At 35.6% G+C, this 17,190-nt stretch carries 21 protein-coding genes; 7 read left to right on the top strand and 14 right to left on the bottom strand.

From position 1 onward, the window contains the following. Positions 1-189 precede the first annotated feature (189 nt). The 6 genes from JR050_RS07960 to ccpC all read right to left on the bottom strand — a co-directional run bounded on the left by JR050_RS07960 (position 190) and on the right by ccpC (position 4,964). Entirely contained in the window at positions 190-639 is a 450-nt protein-coding gene (locus JR050_RS07960) for a redoxin domain-containing protein (protein ID WP_204202990.1), read from the bottom strand. 51 nt (positions 640-690) lie between these two features. Then, positions 691-1,239 carry a peroxiredoxin gene (locus tag JR050_RS07965; RefSeq protein ID WP_204202991.1) on the bottom strand — a complete coding sequence of 183 codons (549 nt, stop codon included), beginning with the start codon at positions 1,237-1,239 and terminating at the stop codon, positions 691-693. A 335-nt stretch (positions 1,240-1,574) separates the two neighbouring features. After that, positions 1,575-1,823, bottom strand: a complete 249-nt coding sequence (locus JR050_RS07970; RefSeq protein ID WP_204202992.1) for a YkuS family protein — start codon at positions 1,821-1,823, stop codon at positions 1,575-1,577. Between the two features lie 281 nt (positions 1,824-2,104). After that, positions 2,105-3,232 carry an N-acetyldiaminopimelate deacetylase gene (locus JR050_RS07975; RefSeq protein ID WP_204202993.1) on the bottom strand — a complete coding sequence of 376 codons (1,128 nt, stop codon included), beginning with the start codon at positions 3,230-3,232 and terminating at the stop codon, positions 2,105-2,107. 60 nt (positions 3,233-3,292) lie between these two features. Next, positions 3,293-4,012, bottom strand: coding sequence for a 2,3,4,5-tetrahydropyridine-2,6-dicarboxylate N-acetyltransferase (gene dapD, locus JR050_RS07980; RefSeq protein WP_204202994.1), 720 nt, complete (start codon positions 4,010-4,012; stop codon positions 3,293-3,295). Positions 4,013-4,085: 73 nt separating this feature from the next. Next, positions 4,086-4,964 carry a transcriptional regulator CcpC gene (ccpC, locus tag JR050_RS07985; protein ID WP_204202995.1) on the bottom strand — a complete coding sequence of 293 codons (879 nt, stop codon included), beginning with the start codon at positions 4,962-4,964 and terminating at the stop codon, positions 4,086-4,088. A 123-nt stretch (positions 4,965-5,087) separates the two neighbouring features. On the opposite strand from ccpC, the gene JR050_RS07990 reads away from it, so the two are divergent. Together JR050_RS07990 and JR050_RS07995 are read left to right on the top strand one after the other, a co-directional pair. Continuing rightward, positions 5,088-5,822 carry a sulfite exporter TauE/SafE family protein gene (locus JR050_RS07990; RefSeq protein ID WP_204202996.1) on the top strand — a complete coding sequence of 245 codons (735 nt, stop codon included), beginning with the start codon at positions 5,088-5,090 and terminating at the stop codon, positions 5,820-5,822. Positions 5,823-5,835: 13 nt separating this feature from the next. After that, entirely contained in the window at positions 5,836-6,213 is a 378-nt protein-coding gene (locus JR050_RS07995) for a VOC family protein (RefSeq protein WP_204202997.1), read from the top strand. Positions 6,214-6,404: 191 nt separating this feature from the next. On the opposite strand, the gene JR050_RS08000 is transcribed toward JR050_RS07995, so the two are convergent. The 4 genes from JR050_RS08000 to JR050_RS08015 form a co-directional block, all read right to left on the bottom strand. Beyond that, entirely contained in the window at positions 6,405-7,916 is a 1,512-nt protein-coding gene (locus tag JR050_RS08000; protein ID WP_204202998.1) for an MDR family MFS transporter, read from the bottom strand. 108 nt (positions 7,917-8,024) lie between these two features. Further along, on the bottom strand, positions 8,025-8,468 hold the full coding sequence (gene cbpB, locus JR050_RS08005) for a cyclic-di-AMP-binding protein CbpB (RefSeq protein WP_204202999.1): 444 nt from the start codon (positions 8,466-8,468) through the stop codon (positions 8,025-8,027). Positions 8,469-8,876: 408 nt separating this feature from the next. After that, positions 8,877-9,395 carry a ribonuclease H-like YkuK family protein gene (locus JR050_RS08010; RefSeq protein WP_204203000.1) on the bottom strand — a complete coding sequence of 173 codons (519 nt, stop codon included), beginning with the start codon at positions 9,393-9,395 and terminating at the stop codon, positions 8,877-8,879. A gap of 322 nt (positions 9,396-9,717) precedes the next feature. Next, the gene (locus JR050_RS08015; RefSeq protein ID WP_149219400.1) at positions 9,718-9,954 is read right to left on the bottom strand and encodes a YkuJ family protein; all 237 of its coding nucleotides are present in this window, start codon (positions 9,952-9,954) and stop codon (positions 9,718-9,720) included. Positions 9,955-10,189: 235 nt separating this feature from the next. On the opposite strand from JR050_RS08015, the gene JR050_RS08020 reads away from it, so the two are divergent. After that, positions 10,190-11,131, top strand: a complete 942-nt coding sequence (locus JR050_RS08020; RefSeq protein ID WP_204203001.1) for an MBL fold metallo-hydrolase — start codon at positions 10,190-10,192, stop codon at positions 11,129-11,131. Between the two features lie 37 nt (positions 11,132-11,168). Here JR050_RS08020 and JR050_RS08025 read toward each other — a convergent pair whose 3' ends face one another. From JR050_RS08025 to fadH, 4 genes are all read right to left on the bottom strand, one after another. After that, positions 11,169-11,894 carry a DUF3993 domain-containing protein gene (locus JR050_RS08025; protein ID WP_204203002.1) on the bottom strand — a complete coding sequence of 242 codons (726 nt, stop codon included), beginning with the start codon at positions 11,892-11,894 and terminating at the stop codon, positions 11,169-11,171. 211 nt (positions 11,895-12,105) lie between these two features. Continuing rightward, entirely contained in the window at positions 12,106-12,345 is a 240-nt protein-coding gene (locus JR050_RS08030; protein ID WP_204203003.1) for a hypothetical protein, read from the bottom strand. A gap of 64 nt (positions 12,346-12,409) precedes the next feature. Continuing rightward, positions 12,410-13,624, bottom strand: coding sequence for an EAL domain-containing protein (locus tag JR050_RS08035; RefSeq protein WP_204203004.1), 1,215 nt, complete (start codon positions 13,622-13,624; stop codon positions 12,410-12,412). A 130-nt stretch (positions 13,625-13,754) separates the two neighbouring features. Further along, on the bottom strand, positions 13,755-14,519 hold the full coding sequence (gene fadH, locus JR050_RS08040) for a 2,4-dienoyl-CoA reductase (protein ID WP_204203005.1): 765 nt from the start codon (positions 14,517-14,519) through the stop codon (positions 13,755-13,757). A gap of 152 nt (positions 14,520-14,671) precedes the next feature. Here fadH and JR050_RS08045 point away from each other — a divergent pair, with 152 nt between their 5' ends. From JR050_RS08045 to JR050_RS08060, 4 genes are all read left to right on the top strand, one after another. Further along, a complete protein-coding gene (locus tag JR050_RS08045) occupies positions 14,672-15,061 on the top strand; it encodes an ATP-binding protein (RefSeq protein WP_204203006.1) in 390 nt (129 codons plus the stop codon). 48 nt (positions 15,062-15,109) lie between these two features. Then, positions 15,110-15,562, top strand: coding sequence for a hypothetical protein (locus tag JR050_RS08050; RefSeq protein WP_204203007.1), 453 nt, complete (start codon positions 15,110-15,112; stop codon positions 15,560-15,562). Further along, complete coding sequence (locus tag JR050_RS08055) at positions 15,559-15,927, top strand: STAS domain-containing protein (RefSeq protein ID WP_204203008.1); 369 nt, start codon at positions 15,559-15,561, stop codon at positions 15,925-15,927. The genes JR050_RS08050 and JR050_RS08055 overlap by 4 nt, the downstream gene beginning before the upstream one ends. A gap of 113 nt (positions 15,928-16,040) precedes the next feature. Further along, entirely contained in the window at positions 16,041-16,907 is an 867-nt protein-coding gene (locus tag JR050_RS08060) for a metallophosphoesterase (RefSeq protein ID WP_204203009.1), read from the top strand. The last annotated feature ends 283 nt before the right edge of the window (positions 16,908-17,190 follow it).

The following is a 17,190-nucleotide window of genomic DNA, read 5'->3' on the forward strand; positions in this document are numbered from 1 at the left end:
ATACTACGATTGCTGCCATGTATCTATATAAAGCAAGTTGTACGTGGAAATGTCTAAAATTGGAATAAAAATGACCTTCGGATAGGTCTAAAAATAATCATTAAATAACACAAAAAGGAATCCGAATACTTTTATTCGGACCCCTTCTGGTCTACAGTCTGAAGCAAACGATTATATCGTTGGTTTCATTTATTGCGAAGCTTCGTCTAATACTCGGTCAACACGCTTTGTTAACATCTTCATTCCGCTCCCTCCAGCTTGAAAATGTCGTAATGCACCAGTTTTATCAAATACATAATAAGCAGGAACATACTGATTTTCAAAGGCATTCGTTAATTTATGTTCATTATCTACATAAATGGGTTGTGAGATATCATGCTCAGCGGCTACTTCTTTTATCTTTGCAATATCTAAATCTTCTTCAGATCTTGGCATATGTACGGCAATGACATTAAGTTGATCTTTATACTGATCCCGAAATTGATTGATCTCAGGCATCGCTTCCTTACACATATGACAGCTAATAGACCAGAAGTGTATGAGTGTTGGTTTAGCACCAACTAATTCTTCCCTGTTAACTTCTTTATTTAGCCACTCGGTTGCTCCATCTAATGAAGGCATTGGTTCACGGAGTCTCATGATCATACCTCCTTTCTCATTGGGTTACCAAATTTATATTTCATAAATGAATTAAGCCTTAATTGTTGCTTGTCCTGGTTTCCAGTTCGCTGGACATAGTCCACCTGTTTGCAAGGCTTGAAGTACACGTAACGTTTCGTCAACATCACGACCGATATTATTATGGTTAACAACTGAATACATTAATTCTCCGTCTGGACTAATGATGAATAGCCCACGTAGTGCGACTCCTTCCTCCTCAATTAACACACCATAGTCACGTGATACTTGATGATTTGTGTCAGCAGCTAATGGATATTTTAAATCCCCTAAGCCATTGTCTTTACGTTCTGTTTTGATCCATGCTAAATGAGTATGAATTGTATCTGTAGAAACCCCAATTACTTCAGCATCTAAATCTTCAAATTCATCGTAGCGATCAGATAATGCTGTAATTTCTGTCGGACATACAAATGTAAAATCCATTGGATAAAAGAAAAGGACTGTCCATTTTTCATTTTTCATGTTATCTTCTAAACTAACTTTTCCGAATTCCTTATTTGACATTACAGCATCCATCTCAAAACGTGGAGCTTGTTTCCCAACCATACGTTCAGCCATATGTATATACCTCCAATATTTTTATCAAACTGCACAATCGTTAGTTTTATCATCTCTAACTTTTTTTAAACTACTTATTATGTTCTTGTTGTAAACAATGTTGGTATTAATTAGGTCTAGGCATCTTTACTTGATCAATAATGGCGAAGTACATATACTCTTAACAATAGTTCCTCGAAACTCTCAAAACTTAGTGTTTATAGAATCGCTCAAGAATCTATGCAAACAGCCTACAACATTGACATTGATTGATAAAATTTATGAGGTCTGGCCTACTAAAAGTAAAAAACAGTGGAGTGCTTGTACGTTGTACATCTCACTCCACTGTTTATTATTTATTGATTGTTTAATTTACTTTCAACTTGGTTGCAAATCTCATCCGCTGATAAACCAGACGCTTGAATAACTGGACCAGCTGTGAATGAGCTTTCTACGCCCATTATGTTGGAATCCATTCCTGTAACAACGCAGCAGTCACAGTTTTTCGCATCATTTTCGCTTTGTAAATCTACAATATCATACCCTTTTTCCTGTAAAGCTTCACGAACATCGGTAAGTGATTGTTCTACACCAATACGAGCCATTTTCCATCCACCTCCTCAAGGATAATGTGCATCAATAAATAGAAAATTATTCTTTTTTTATGAGAGATAAATTGAAAAATATGACTCAGTCTATTGCCAAAGTTCTTCTTATATAATCAATGATTTTTACACTCTATTACTTTCAACGAGGCGAGTGGTAAGCTTGCTCGTAATTTGTTTTTCCCACATCCTAAGTAGTGGATCTTTCTTGCACTACTCCATACCAAATAACAATTGTTTGAGCTATTAATAGTAACTAAACAAAAAACGAGTAGCATTTTCTACTCGCTTTTCCATCTCATATATTGACTAATTAGTTCAATAGCAACTCCAATTGCGTCTTCATTAGGAGATAATTTCGCATGATGTAACCCAAACTCAGAATCGACCCCTAGCCAAAACATAAATCCTGGTATGTCTTTTATCATATAACCAAAGTCTTCTCCTGTCATTGCTTCGGAACATTCAATTAGATTTACATCCGTCTGTTCTTCAACAAAGTTCATAAATTCTCTTGTCATTTCACCATGATTATTGACTTGATGATACATACTTCCATAATTTATCTTTGTCTGACAGGCGTAGCCAATACTAACTCCTTCTACTAGTGCTTCAATACGCTGCTTTACTTTTTTCATGGATTCAACTGACAGAGTTCGAATTGTTCCTTCTAGCCTAGCTCTTTCAGCGATAATATTTTGGACTGTGCCTCCAGTAATCTTCCCGATTGTAATTACTGCACTATCTAGCGGATTGACATTACGCGATACAATTGATTGAAGCTGACTAACTAATGAACAAGCTGCAACAACCATATCATTAGTATTATGAGGAAATGCTGCATGTCCACCCTTTCCTACTAGGTCAATAAATAGTTCAGACGTGTTGGCGAATAATAAACCTTCTTTCGTTGCAATTGTTCCAACTGGATATTCTGGGGCAATATGTAAACCAATAATATAATCCGGCTTCCACTTTTGAAATGTTTCAGTTTGAATCATTTGCTCTGCTCCACCAGGACCTTCCTCTGCGGGTTGAAACATAAATAAAACGTCCTCTTTTATTGGATCATTCACGATCGTTGTTAAAATACCTAGAGCGATACTCATATGAAAATCATGACCACAAGCGTGCATATAACCATCGTGCATAGACTGAAAAGAAAGGGTCGTTTCCTCGGAAATAGGAAGCCCATCGATGTCTGCACGATAACCAATTATCTTTGTAGGATGTGTTCCCTTTACTTTTACAAAAATTCCTGTCCGCCATTTTTCAACTTCTAACCGATCTGATGGCAAAGAATGAATATAGTTTAAAAGATACGTTTGAGTTTTAAATTCTTGATAACCAATTTCCGGTATTTTATGAAGATCTCTACGAATATGAACAAAAGACTCGTATGTATTCATCCTACTCTTCCCCTTTATATTCCTTAAAAAAGCGCGGATTTTCATCCACGCTTTTTGCTATTATTCTTCATTTAATTGACGTAACTCTTGCTTAATTTCCGTCTTAGCTTTTGTTTTTTCATCAATTTGCTTAATTACTCTAGCAGGCGTCCCTGCTACAACTGTATATGGAGGTACATCTTCAATTACAATCGCACCTGCTGCAACAACAGCACCTTTCCCAACAGTTACACCTTCAAGAACCACTGCATTTGCACCAATTACAACATCATCTTCTACCACAACAGGTTTTGCTGAAGGTGGCTCGATAACGCCAGCAAGGACTGTGCCTGCACCGATATGACAGTTCTTACCTACCGTTGCGCGTCCTCCTAAAACAGTACCCATGTCAATCATTGTACCTTCTCCAATAACAGCACCGATGTTGATCATAGCTCCCATCATAATTACCGCATTATCACCAATTTCAACTTGGTCACGAATAATTGCACCTGGTTCAATACGTGCCTTAATTCCCTTAAGGTCTAATAAAGGAATTGCAGAGTTTCTACGGTCGTTTTCAACTACGAAGTCTTCTAAGTTAGCTTTGTTAGCCTCTAGTACTGCTTCAATTTCTTTCCATTCACCAAAGACCACACCTGTGTTTCCAGTAATAAAGTTTTTAGTATTTGATCCCCAATTAATTGCTTCTAAGTTTCCTTTTACATAAACCTTAACTGGAGTCTTTTTTTCGCTTTTTTGAATAAATGAAATAATTTCGTTAGCATCCATCATTTTCATATGTAATTTTCCTCCTTCATACTTCATTCCTTTACTCTATCAAACCATTTTTTAGATGACAAGTGATTACTATTTAATTTGGAATATGAATATTTTCTTTCACTATTTCTAAAAATGCTTCTACTTGTTTTAACTGAAAGGCAGAGTCATATCCAAGTAGCCATGTGTTTCGTTTTACCGATTGACCAGCTTCGTCGAAGAGCGGAATCTTATACACATTTGGGTCGTTTTCATGAAAGGTAATCGACGGTAATATAGCATACCCAATTCCATGAAACGCCATTTGTTTACATGTTTCAATTTGGTCCACGACAATTGTTCTTTTCGGAGGATGTTGAAATTGTCTGTGCCACCAATCTTGGATTTCTTGATAGTACGTTGAATCACTCTTAAATTGGATAAACGGACGCTCTGTTGTTTTCAGTTCTTCAAGACTTTTAATTTCAGTATCCACTAAATACAAATGATCGGTTAACACATGGTGCTTTTGACCCTTCCAGTCGGGAGTACCTCTTATGATTCCAATATGTACTTGATCTTCATACAGATGCTTTAGTATTTCACTACTCCACCCCGTTATTAAAGAGATCCTTGCATGAGGATATCTGCTTACAAATTGCTTTAGAACATTAGGTAACCAATGTTGACCAATAATAGATGCGACTGCAAGTTTTAAGGTACCATGAACGTGTGTATTCAATGAATGAATTTGTTCTTTTACTTTCTCTTCCTTTTCAATGACTTCGGTTGCATACTCAATAATTTTTTCACCAGCGGGAGTTAACGTTAACCCTTTTTGAGAGCGAATAAAAATTTGTGTGTCCCAGCTCTTTTCTATCGATTGAAGCCTTTGACTTAACGCAGGCTGTGACACAAATAGCTTTTCTGCCGCTTTTCTCATATTCATTTCACCAGCTAACGTTACTAGTAATCTACATTCTGATGTTTGCATAGGAATCTTCCCTTTTATTGATAAGTTTTTATTATATTATATGTTAATTTTATTGAAATTTCATTATCAAAACATTTCGATTACAATGATGGTAGATTATGAGAAATGTTGGTGGTGGTTTCAATGGATTTTATCTTACTTATTATCATAGGCTTTACAGGGACATTTATTGGAACAATAGCTGGTGGTGGAGGACTTATTAGCATGCCGTCGATGCTATTAATTGGAGTTCCCATTCATTCGGCAATTGCAGCCAATAAATTTTCAAACACAATTAGTTCATTTTCTAGCTTTTTTGTTTTATTGAGACAAAAAAAAATACACGTAAAGACCGCACTATTCGTTAGCCCTGTTGCGATATTAGGAGGAATGACCGGGGGGTTGATTGCAACTAGCCTATCTGAAAAATCGATGACAATCATCGCGATCTTATTGCTTGGAGTGGCATTACTTGTAAGCTTCATAAAGAAACCAAAAGAAGAATTAAACACTGTAGATAAAGTTCCTTTAAAGGTATACCCTCTGTTATACACAATCACTATTTATGATGGTATGTTCGGTCCTGGTCAAGCTACGCTTCAAATGTATACGTACTTACAAAACGGATTTTCCTACTTATCTTCCATTGCATTAACGAGATTTGTCACGTTTCTAAGTTGCTTTAGTGCCTTTATTACTTACTTATTAAACGGACACATTAAATGGGAGATCGCTCTTTTTCTTGCCCTTGGTTCATTTATAGGTGCTCAAGTTGCAGTTCGTGTAGCAGGAAAACTTTCTAAGAAGCTCTTGATTGGTATTTTAAAAACTGTGACAATTTTATTAATGATTCAATTAACTATTAATTTGTTAATTTAGGAGGAAAACAATAATGAATATTCAAATTAAAAGATTAGATCACGTACAAGTTTGTATTCCATTTGGAACAGAGGAAGATGCACGTGCTTTTTATACAAACATTCTCGGTTTTCAAGAAATTGAGAAACCAGATTCTTTAAAGGCAAATGGTGGTCTATGGTATAAAGTCGGCGATATTGAACTTCACATTGGAGCAGAAGAGATGAACGGATACAAAAGCAAGCGTCATCCTGCTTTTGAAGTAGAGTCTTTACTTGAGATTCGAGCTTACCTTGAGCAGCACGATATAAAAATCCAAGATGAAAAGCCGATTCCAAATATAGAACGCTTTACTTTCTTTGATCCATTTGGAAATCGTATTGAGTTTTTAGAAAAGGGTGTTGTCGCATAATTATTGTATTTGGACAGTCTAGAAACACGTAATTTGAAAGAGTTCCGGGTCATCTTTTCGTCAAAACAATGAATAAGCATACGATTAAAGATTTACGAAAAGAGTTTTAAAAAAAACAAGCTTGAGTTCATCTCCTCAAGCTTGTTTATCTGTCCATAGTCTTCTGTGTTCATGAGTTCCTACTCATTGCTTCATGATGCTTCTTTTTTTGGTAAAAATAAGATTAACACAAAGCTAATAATCCCAATTAATAAAACAACCCAATACACAGAATGCAAGGAGCTTGTTAATCCATCTTGCAAAACCCCTCTTACTGATTCAGATAATTGATTTCGTTCCTCTGCATTTAGTAGTACATTTGTTGCATCAAGGTCCATCGAGTCTTCTAATCCGTTACTGCGTAAATGTGATATGAGACTACTGTTTAAAATCCCTCCGAGTAACGCAGCACCGATTGTACTACCTAAGTTTCGCATAAACATATTAGTCGCTGTTGCAATGCCTCTTTGCTTCCACTCAACAGTACTTTGAATAGATACGATAAAGGATGTTGTAGTGAAACCCATCCCTACACCGAGTAAAAAGGAACCAAACGCTGCCCAAATAGGACCTGATTCTGGAGACATCGTGGCAAATACGATTGACCCTAGTATTAATGAAACTCCCCCAATAATCGATGTCGTTCTAAAACCAATTGTTAAGAGGGATCTACCAGCAATCATAGATGCAATGGGCCACCCAATTGACATAGTAGTTAATGTGAAGCCAGCAATAATTGGGGGCTGTTCCATCACTCCTTGCACAAAGGCTGGTAAAAAGCTCGATACACCAATTAACATGATACCTGTCGTTAAAGATGTTAAGTTCGCAACTAGTATGGAACGTTCATTCCACAGCGAGAAAGGCATCATTGGTTCTTTTACTCTTTTTTCTTGAAAATAGAATAAAATAAATACGAACAACGACACTGAAATCAAGGCGATAACTGGAGCTGAAGTCCATGACCATCTGACTCCACCTTCAACTAATACAACCATTAACGCTGATACTCCAATAAATAATAAACCTGCACCTAAAAAATCAATATCATGTTTTTTCTTTTCTATATCCTCATGTAAAAATAGAAGTAATGCAATTGTTGCTAAAATTCCTAACGGTATGTTGAGCCAAAATACATATTTCCAGCTAACATATTGGACGAGTAGACCACCAATTGCCGGGCCTAAAACTGCCGATATTCCCCACACGCTTGATAAGTATCCTTGAATCTTCGCTCGCTCTTCTTTTGTATACATATCGCCAACAATTGTTGAGGCGATCGGCATTACAGCACCAGCACCGAAGCCTTGAATAAATCGGAATAAGATTAACATTTCCATCGTATTAGCAAATCCGCACAAAATGGAACCGATTAAAAATATCGCAATTCCAATTATCAGTACTGGCTTTCGTCCATACAAATCTGATAGCTTTCCATAGATTAATACGGTGACAGCATTCATTAAGAGGTAGGATGAGAACACCCAGCTATAAAGTGAAAAACTTCCTAAGTCAAATGCAATTGCGGGCATTGCCGTCGAAACAATTGTTGCTTCAATCGCAGACATAAACATAGCAAGCATAACTGCCGCTAATACGAACGGACGATTTGTTTTCTTTTCTCTGCTTTTTTTATGTACTCTTACCTTTAAAGCTTCAGTCATTCCTTTGCATCCCTTCTACTGTTACTGAAAAATCGAAAAATGGGTTGACCTTTTTCGATCAACTCCATTTTTTATTTCTAACTATTCTATAATAAATAACATAACCCTTTATTTATTTAACTTTTTAATATGTTGGTTTAATTGTTTTAAAATCACTCTTCTAGTTAGGATTCCCTCAAGTGTTCCGTCATCATTTTCAACACATACAAATGGATGGTCAATCACCATTTGTAAGCCTTTTGAGAATGAATCGTGTATGTTCAACCTTGGGATATCTATGTTCATTACATCTTCAACCTTCATCGTTTCAAGTCGTTCAAACTCTATTCTCTCTAGACCTAGCGTTTTATCTAATATTAATGCCGTACTAATTAGTCCTTGTAATTTATATGTTGGATCAAGAACAGGAATTGCAGAATATCCTGATTTAATAAGTAACAATAGAGCATGCTCTAAGCTATTTCCAACTTGTACATGAGCTACTTTTTCTGCAGAAATTATAAGGTCCTTAATTGTCGTTTCTACAAATTCCCCACTTTGAAGACTTATCATGGCTGATTCCCCTTATTATTAATTATCACTATGTCTATGTTCATTTTCTCAAGTGAACAATCAACTTACTATATATGTGTTCAACACAAGATTGTCCAGTGCAGCCTATTTTTCATTTTATCACAACTTTTTCTTATTTACCCAATGGGTTGTAAATTAAAACATCTTACACTCGGAGAAATTTATGTATGCACCAAAAGTAACTAGTGATAGGCAGTATTTGAATGACAATCAATTACCTCTTCAGGTTTTCGTAAGAGATGATTGGATGGAACAAGTTCGTTTAAAGCGGAATTTACTTAGGTATTCAGAAAAACATAAAAATAAGAAAAAAAACTGTAGAAAGCTCGTAATTACTCGAGTTTGTCTACAGTCTAGAAGAAACCAACTAAAGTGGTCTCTATATCATTACTTAGTATAACGATTTGCATAGGAAGATGCCGCATAAGAATCAGGCTTAATTTTTGGTTCTAAGCCCATAGAATAAATTCTACTCGTCATTTCTTGTATTAGCTCTTTTGTCATTCCCCTTTTGCCTATATCAAGATGAATTTCAAATTGAAAGTCAGCTCCTTCATTTGAGTAAGGTAGAAGAATTTCAGTTATCTCATCCATGTGTCGATTTGTAAACATGAATGCAAGCTCCTGGGAGTATGTTGTTTCTAAAGAAATTTTCTCCCGTATACTTTTTATCGCTCTAGGGACAATAATTTGCCTTATACATCCCCATGCACCTTTTCCTTTACGATGTAAATGAATAGCACTCACAAAACGAGTTTTATTATCGTGAACTTGTGAATCCGTCCCGATTGACAAGTGATAGGATGAACTAGGATCCATCTCGATAAAACGCAACATTCTAGAAAAGACTTCCTCAAACAACATGTTTTCCTCTGTTACATTATGAAACATCATAGGATCACACATGTGTTCACTCCTTTATTAGAAGATTGAACTACATTGTTTGACACGAATATTATTTCGTTTAATGTTACCCTTATCCTATCTTATACAATTGGGCTTGTACGCTTGTTAGCCTTTACTTGTTTCGATATTTTTTTTTGAAAAATGACAATTAGGACATGTGAATATTACATTTTGGTTTGACTGTGCTGTAAGTACATCCTCTATCGTATGGCTTGCTTCACACTTTGGACAAATGACTAATGGTGTTTCCATCACCTTACACCTCGCTATTCGTTTAGAATATAGAAAAACTTGGCTATTAGCCAAGTTAAGTCATCATTTATTAGTTAATTAACTCAAAAATTTCAATCGCTGCCATATCAATATTATCAAATTGATATTTCTTTGGCTTTTCACCTTGTACATAAACTTCTATTTCAAACGTTTCTGTCTTGTGGAAGTATGTCACACTACATTTTCTTTCCCCGTCTACCTCAAAATAACGCTGAGTCGGATCACCATTTTCCTGTGCCTCCGTTAAGCTTACTAATCGTTGTAAAATACCTTGCAATTTAGACATAGCTAAATCCCCCTTGATTGAAATTAAAATATATGTACACCCATCCTTGTTTTCACATACTTACCCATTTTACACATAAATACATAATTCTTCAAAGAAAATTAAATAAACTTGCTATACTCGTTAGGATAAACATTGATTTCAATTCTATCCATATAAAGGAGAAAAATATTATCTGAATCTTCTTTACATAGTGTTTCAACTTTTTTACTATAAGATTGGAGGTGTTAGACTAATGAGTAAAATCACAACTTTTCAGCCAGATCGTTATATGATTGATGTATACGATTTAGGAATCCCTAATCGTACTGGTTCATACTTACTTAATGAGGAAAAAAAAGCAATAATAGATACAAGTGCAAGTCCTTCTATTCCTCATTTACTACAAGGCTTGACCGAATTACATATAAGCCCAGAAGAAATTGATTATCTTATTGTTACTCATATTCATCTAGACCATGCAGGCGGTCTCGGTAAAATGCTCGAGCACTGTCCAAACGCTAAGGTCATTGTTCATCCAAAAGGAGCTAAGCATATTATTGATCCTTCAAGGTTAATTCAAGGAGCAAAACATGTATATGGTGATCAATTTGATTCATTATTTGACCCCATTATTCCAATCAATGAAAATAATGTAAAAGTGATGGCTGATGGTGATTGTCTAACATTAAGTGAAAAATGTACCTTAACATTTTTTGATACACCAGGACATGCTAATCATCATTTTAGTATTCATGATTCAAAATCAAATGGAGTTTTCACCGGTGATACTATAGGGGTAAACTATGAAGCTATACTAGGACATCCCTTCTTTTTACCATCAACATCACCAAATCAATTCGACCCTGAAAAGATGTTACAATCTGCAAAAAAAATTATGGATCTTAGTCCTTCCTTTATTTATTTTGGTCACTTTGGTGGAACACATCAAGTAAAGGACGTTTGGGAGCAACTACAGTATTGGATCCCGATTTTTGTGGAAATAACTCATCAGGTAATTCAATCTTCTCACTCACTCGACGAGAAGGTCCTTTTATTAGAGCTAAGTGACGAGTTAATGAAGAAGGTTATTCTTGAAGTACCAACTACTGTGACAGAAGAAGCAAAAAAACTAATTCAACTTGATTTACAGGTTTGTTCAATGGGGCTTCTTGATTATTTTTCAAAAATGCAATAGAAAAAAGAGACTCATTTAATCGAGTCTCTTTGTACTTTTAGTTCTCATAGCTAGCATTTGCTAATGTACGAATTGAAACTGCTTGTCCTTTATTATCTAACGCAAATAATGTATTAGAGTGTTTCATAATTGAAAAATATGGTACTACCGCAATATATTTAGAATATGTCGATATATACATTGTTGAAGTGCTCTCTTGGACACCAATTGAGCTTGACTCGTTTTCTTCGACTTCCTCTTTGGGTATCTCTATTATTGTTCCGTTTTCAATCTCAGCTGTGAGCTCTTTTAAATATGAAATATTGTTTATTTTCCATGTTTCATTTTCGTACACAAAAGTAACAACTTCATATTGGTTTTTAAACATAACAGGGCCAGTACCACTGAATAGCTCATAAACAAATATTTTAGTTTGGTCTGCACTCATTACGACTGTTGTTCTATCATTAAAAGCGTAATGTGGAATGTGATAGATGGAAAAATCCGTTCCATAATATATGTATCCTTCTTCCTCTGAAAACAAGTGCTCATTCATAAATGCTGTCGCAAATTCCTCAGTCATGTATGGTGTAAGCGTATGTAAGGCTTCCTCCCAGCTATAGTGCTTTTCTGTTAGAGAATATTGTGCATCATCAGCACTCTTCAATAGAGCCTTAATTTCTTCAATGTCCATAGGTTTAGCAGCATACATCTCCTTTGGCATGAACATAATCCCTATTATAGTAATGACTATTAGTACAAAATTAGAATGACTTTTCATCATTTATTCCACCTCTTCCTTAATTGACTCATATCAAAGATGATCTCTTATTTGTCATTGTAGCAATTGTCTATCCATGACTAGTACACTTTTCGTTCGTAAAATTTAGACAGTAAAAGCTCTCATAATACAGGAATTCCCTTAGTCTCTTATGAATAAACAATTATCTACAAAAAAAGACCACAACTATTGTAGTTGTGATCACGTGCTTCTTTTACCATCGACTTGATAGCGCAAAATATGCTATAAATGCTAACGTAATAATAGCAGCAATAATGTAAGTGAGAAATACCGGATTTCTCATATATGGGTGACTCTTCACTTTTCCATTTATTTCTGTATCGTATCCTTCTGTTTGATACTTTGTATTTTTACCAAGCTTTAACGTATACAATAATCCCCCAAGTAAAACTAAGACTCCGACGACCATTAACACAATATCAAGCATTGTCATTTCAAACACACCCTCCAGCTATGCAAGATATGTTTAGAATGACTCAAACATCGCTTTCATATTCCTAGTAAAGAGCACTTTTTTCATATAGAAAGTCATATGTTAAATCGATAAAGAGGTAGTTCTTCTGGTTTATCGGAAATGAAAACGTCCTAATTACTTCTCCTGTTTCAATATCACTATATAAATCAGATAATATTCCACGTTGTTCTAACTTCATTTTCATTATATTCTCTAAAAAATATGGACGAAAACTCCAGTTTTTATTGTAATACTCGAGCTGTAATTCCCATCCATTACTTGTTTTCACATGATTTGCAGATTGTTGAAAGCCGTCTTCATCACAGATGTATATTCGGAAAGTAAAATCGGTAAGATGGTGAGATACTACTTCTAGAAGCTCATCTCCGGTGAATAACTTTTTGTATTTCACCAGCAACTCTTGAACTAGGTTTTGGATGTGTTCTCTAAGTTGATAAATGTTTTGTATTTTTCGTTTTTCATGTTCAATGAATTGTTGAATTTCAGCTTTAAGTTGTTCTGTTAATATCTCCTCTTGTACGAATTCTGATGTCGGATTTTGGAGATAATACCCTTGATAATACCTGCCACCATTTCTCCATGCATATTGTAGCTGATACAGTGTTTCAATATTTTCATACAACATTGCTGCACCAATTTTCCTTGCTAGTAATGATAAAGAGTATAGGACGTCTTGGTGTGAAGTGTGAACATTCGATTTTCTTAACATGTGTAAATCAAACTTTAAAAAGTCAGGAGCTAACAGGCCGATCCTGTCTAGATTGCTAGTACCATTCCCTACGTTATCAACTGCAACCTTTATACCAAACGTTCTATAATAAGTTAATAAATGATTAAGTTGCTCTATATCCCCAACAAAATCATGTTCTCTAATTTCTAATACTAATTTCGATAGTGAAAAGCCCTTTTCCTCATATCCAAGAAGTAACTCTAATAACGATTCTCCATTATCGCGCATGAGCAAATTCGGATTTCGATTAATAAATAATTGAGGAGTTACTTCTCGCTCTAACCAATATTCAATGGCTTTCTTCACAACCAAATCATCCACTTCCGCGCGATACTCATCAGGCACTGATTCATCGCTAAAAAATGGACCAAGGCTCATAAACTTATTTCCTACTTGATAACGACCTAACACTTCATATCCACATACTTTTCTTTCATCTGCTGTAAAGATCGCTTGAAAATGCGGGGCAACCATCGATAAATTCGTTAACACATCGAGTGGATCCATACCCACACCTCCATCCCTCGTTTTGGGTAATTATACCACGCGACAAGCTCAAGTTTCTAACAACTTCTCACCCCTTTACCACATTAACGCATCGGGGGACAGGCCCCCGATGCGTTAATGTGGTAAAGAGTTAGAATGGAAATTGATTTAAGTATTGTCCACCATCCATTGTAATGCATTCTCCATTGATGTAGGCTGCTTCGGTTGAGAACAAGAATGCGGCAAGTGCTGCGATTTCTTCTGGTGTTCCGAGTCTTCTCAATGGAACACTTTGGATTGTTCTTTTCGCAGCTTCTTCCGACTCCCAAAGCTTATCTGCACCTCCAGTACGTTCAATGGGCCCTGGTGCAATTGCGTTCACACGGATTCCATATTTTGCTCCCCATTCAACAGCTAATGTTTTGGTCATCGACAATACTCCAGCCTTCGCACTGGCTGAGTGAATTACACCTGCTCCAGCTCCCCATGCGTATGTAGCAACCATGTTAATGATGCTTCCATTAAGTCCTTTTTCAATCCAGTACCTTCCAACTGCAGAACTGCAATAAAACGTACCATTTAGTACAATATCAATAACAGATTTCCATCCATTTACAGAAAGATCCTCTGCTGGACAAATAAAATTTCCCGCTGCGTTATTGACTAAAAAGTCAATTCTACCAAATGCCCTGTCCGTTTCATCGACCATATGCTTAACATGTTCTGGTTCTCTAACATCCATTTGAACAGTTAATACTTGTCCTTCAAAAGTCTCAATTTCTTTCTTCGCTTCATCTAGTCTTTCTTGATTTCGTCCAGTTATTACTACAAACGCCCCATCTTGAGCAAAACGCTTTGCCATATATTTGCCCATACCGTTTGATCCACCAGTTACAATTGCCACCTTATCTTTCATCCAATCACTCCTCTAAAATATTTGTCATTACTATTCTACCAAAACTAAATTGTCAGAATAATAGTCTTTTAAATAAAAAACAGAAAAAATACTTAATTTTAATAAATCTTTTGTTAAAATAATGAAAGATGCAATAAAATGGAGGTGGTTATATGCCTCATGTTATGATGATTACTTGCGAGAACGATATATTACATGCGATTTCTATTGCCCACTCTAAAATGAAAGAGTTCCCTTTTAGTATACTAGAGAAACAAAAGGTCTTTGTTGCAATCTCTGAGCTATGTAAAAATATATTGATTCACTCTGGTACTACAGGGGAAGTACTCATAGAATCGATTAAGAATGGAATTCGTATTACCGTTATTGATAACGGTATTGGTATCCCTTCAATCAATGCAGTATTAGAAGGAAAAAATTCTCCAAACTCAAAAGGTCTTGGCCTTGGTCTTCGTGGTGTAAAAAGAATGATGGATGTTTTTATTATTACTTCAACAAAAGAAGAAGGCACCAAAATTATCATAGAAAAATGGTGTAACTAGAAAACAAATTTTTCACAGTATTTAAATCTTTATAAGCGAGGGTTATAAATGGACAAACTACAATATAAAGAAAATCAAAGTTTTAAAGATTTTCTATATTACAACCAAGAAGTATTTGATCGTTTATTACACGAGAGAACACAGAACATTTTCTTACATGTAAAAAATTCTTCAATTCAAGTACAGAGTATTTTTGATATTGCTAAAAAGATCGTTCATTATATTGATTTGGATAATGAGACCAGTTTGATGGATCTTGCTAAAGAGCAGGGAATGGTTTGGGCTAAAAGTGAACTCCAGTCAATGGTTAAGCTTGAATATCTCCACGAACTTAGAAGTCTTTATTGGGATTTGTTACAACATTACTATATGAACGTCACTATTAGTATAGAAGAGTTCTTTAATCTAGAAAAGAAAACGAATCACTTCATCGATACATACTTAAAAAAGTATATTGCAAGCTATATCGCAATAAACTTCTTCAGTCTCAACGTGAAGTGATAGATGAGTTATCTGTTCCCATTATTCCTTTAACAGAACGAACAGCAATTCTACCAATCGTCGGAACAATGGATACGTTCCGTGCCAAACGATTACAAGAAAAGGCATTATTAGAAATTGAAAGACAGAAGTTTAAACGAATGATCATTGACTTATCAGGTGTAGCCTACATGGATACTGCTGTAGTAAGCCACCTCTTTAAAATCGTAGATGGATTCATGCTCTTAGGATGTGAAGCAATCGTTACTGGTATCCGTTCTGAAGTAGCGAACACAATGATTGAACTAGGTGTATCGATAGCAGATAGAGTTATAACAAAAGCAGATTTACAACAAGCTCTTGAAGAACTTAAAATTATCTCGTAAGCAGTCTCCTTTGAGGCTGTTTTTTTAAATGTAATATTTTCATAACAATCACAATAAAAAATCCATGTTATAATTCTAACTAGTATAAGTAGAAATGAGTTGGATTACAAAGCATGGGAAATCAGTATACGAGAAGAAAATTCTTGAAGAAGGCTTTTACACTTACAGTTGGTACTATATTAACCACAATGGCTGGGTATTCATATGTGAGATATTTTGAACCAAGCCAACTGGAAATAAATCGATATACATATCAAGCACCACTCATCCCACAAAGCTTTAATGGAATTAAAATACTCCAATTTAGTGATACACATGTTGGGCATTATTATGATATCGAAAAATTTAAAACACTCATAAAGAAAATAAATAAAGAAGAACCTGATCTTGTTTTTTTTACAGGTGATTTAATAGACGCACCGGATCTATACAAAGATGGAAATAGTCTTATTCCACTCCTTAGCTCTATACAAGCACCACTAGGTAAGTTTGCGATTTACGGTAATCATGACCACGGTGGCTATGGAACAGAAACGTATAAAAAGATTATGGATAAGTCTGGTTTTACTCTTTTAGTTAATTCCTTTTCTCCTATCAATGTCTTAAACGAACAAATAGTTGTGGCAGGACTAGATGATTACATGCTGGGCCGTCCTGATTTTGAAGAGACATTACGAGAGATACCTAAAGATACTTTTACCATTTTCTTAGCACACGAACCCGATGTTGCTAAAATTAGTCAGTCTTACCCGGTTCATTTGCAGTTGTCTGGACATAGTCACGGTGGCCAAATTAAGCTTCCTTTTTTCGGTCCCATTGTAACCCCACCCTTTGCAACAGAATATACAGAAGGATTTTACGAACTTGGTCAACACCCGTTAACGTTGTATGTTAATAGAGGTCTTGGGACCACTCGTGTTCCATTTCGTTTTTTATCAAAACCTGAGATTGCAATCTTCACATTGGAATCCTCTTCATAAGAAAAGAGGCTGGGACATAACTAATACATCATCCTTAAAGGCGAATAATATCTAAATAATTCTACTTTTTTCGTACCTTTTGTTATTTATTAATCAGTTAAGTAAAAGAACTAATTTGTTCCATTGCGCTGCAGACACTCGCCGGTACCGCGGGGAGGAAGCTGATGGTTATTTTCACTATCGTGAAAAAACCTACCTCCTCGCTACGCCTGCGGGGTCTTAGCCTTTCCTCTACTTCCCGCAGGAGTCGAGTGTCTTCCCCTCCATTCCACTAGTTTTTAAA

The organism is Bacillus suaedaesalsae, assembly GCF_016890225.1.
GTDB classification, from domain to species: Bacteria; Bacillota; Bacilli; order Bacillales; family SA4; genus Bacillus_BS; species Bacillus_BS suaedaesalsae.

Bases quoted from the DNA above. Each gene is read 5' to 3' on its own strand.
- JR050_RS07960 (WP_204202990.1), bottom strand. From the start codon at position 639: ATGAGACTCCGTGAACCAATGCCTTCATTAGATGGAGCAACCGAGTGG.
- JR050_RS07965 (WP_204202991.1), bottom strand. From the start codon at position 1,239: ATGGCTGAACGTATGGTTGGGAAACAAGCTCCACGTTTTGAGATGGAT.
- JR050_RS07970 (WP_204202992.1), bottom strand. From the start codon at position 1,823: ATGGCTCGTATTGGTGTAGAACAATCACTTACCGATGTTCGTGAAGCT.
- JR050_RS07975 (WP_204202993.1), bottom strand. From the start codon at position 3,232: ATGAATACATACGAGTCTTTTGTTCATATTCGTAGAGATCTTCATAAA.
- dapD (WP_204202994.1), bottom strand. From the start codon at position 4,012: ATGAAAATGATGGATGCTAACGAAATTATTTCATTTATTCAAAAAAGC.
- ccpC (WP_204202995.1), bottom strand. From the start codon at position 4,964: ATGCAAACATCAGAATGTAGATTACTAGTAACGTTAGCTGGTGAAATG.
- JR050_RS07990 (WP_204202996.1), top strand. From the start codon at position 5,088: ATGGATTTTATCTTACTTATTATCATAGGCTTTACAGGGACATTTATT.
- JR050_RS07995 (WP_204202997.1), top strand. From the start codon at position 5,836: ATGAATATTCAAATTAAAAGATTAGATCACGTACAAGTTTGTATTCCA.
- JR050_RS08000 (WP_204202998.1), bottom strand. From the start codon at position 7,916: ATGACTGAAGCTTTAAAGGTAAGAGTACATAAAAAAAGCAGAGAAAAG.
- cbpB (WP_204202999.1), bottom strand. From the start codon at position 8,468: ATGATAAGTCTTCAAAGTGGGGAATTTGTAGAAACGACAATTAAGGAC.
- JR050_RS08010 (WP_204203000.1), bottom strand. From the start codon at position 9,395: ATGTGTGATCCTATGATGTTTCATAATGTAACAGAGGAAAACATGTTG.
- JR050_RS08015 (WP_149219400.1), bottom strand. From the start codon at position 9,954: ATGTCTAAATTGCAAGGTATTTTACAACGATTAGTAAGCTTAACGGAG.
- JR050_RS08020 (WP_204203001.1), top strand. From the start codon at position 10,190: ATGAGTAAAATCACAACTTTTCAGCCAGATCGTTATATGATTGATGTA.
- JR050_RS08025 (WP_204203002.1), bottom strand. From the start codon at position 11,894: ATGATGAAAAGTCATTCTAATTTTGTACTAATAGTCATTACTATAATA.
- JR050_RS08030 (WP_204203003.1), bottom strand. From the start codon at position 12,345: ATGACAATGCTTGATATTGTGTTAATGGTCGTCGGAGTCTTAGTTTTA.
- JR050_RS08035 (WP_204203004.1), bottom strand. From the start codon at position 13,624: ATGGATCCACTCGATGTGTTAACGAATTTATCGATGGTTGCCCCGCAT.
- fadH (WP_204203005.1), bottom strand. From the start codon at position 14,519: ATGAAAGATAAGGTGGCAATTGTAACTGGTGGATCAAACGGTATGGGC.
- JR050_RS08045 (WP_204203006.1), top strand. From the start codon at position 14,672: ATGCCTCATGTTATGATGATTACTTGCGAGAACGATATATTACATGCG.
- JR050_RS08050 (WP_204203007.1), top strand. From the start codon at position 15,110: ATGGACAAACTACAATATAAAGAAAATCAAAGTTTTAAAGATTTTCTA.
- JR050_RS08060 (WP_204203009.1), top strand. From the start codon at position 16,041: ATGGGAAATCAGTATACGAGAAGAAAATTCTTGAAGAAGGCTTTTACA.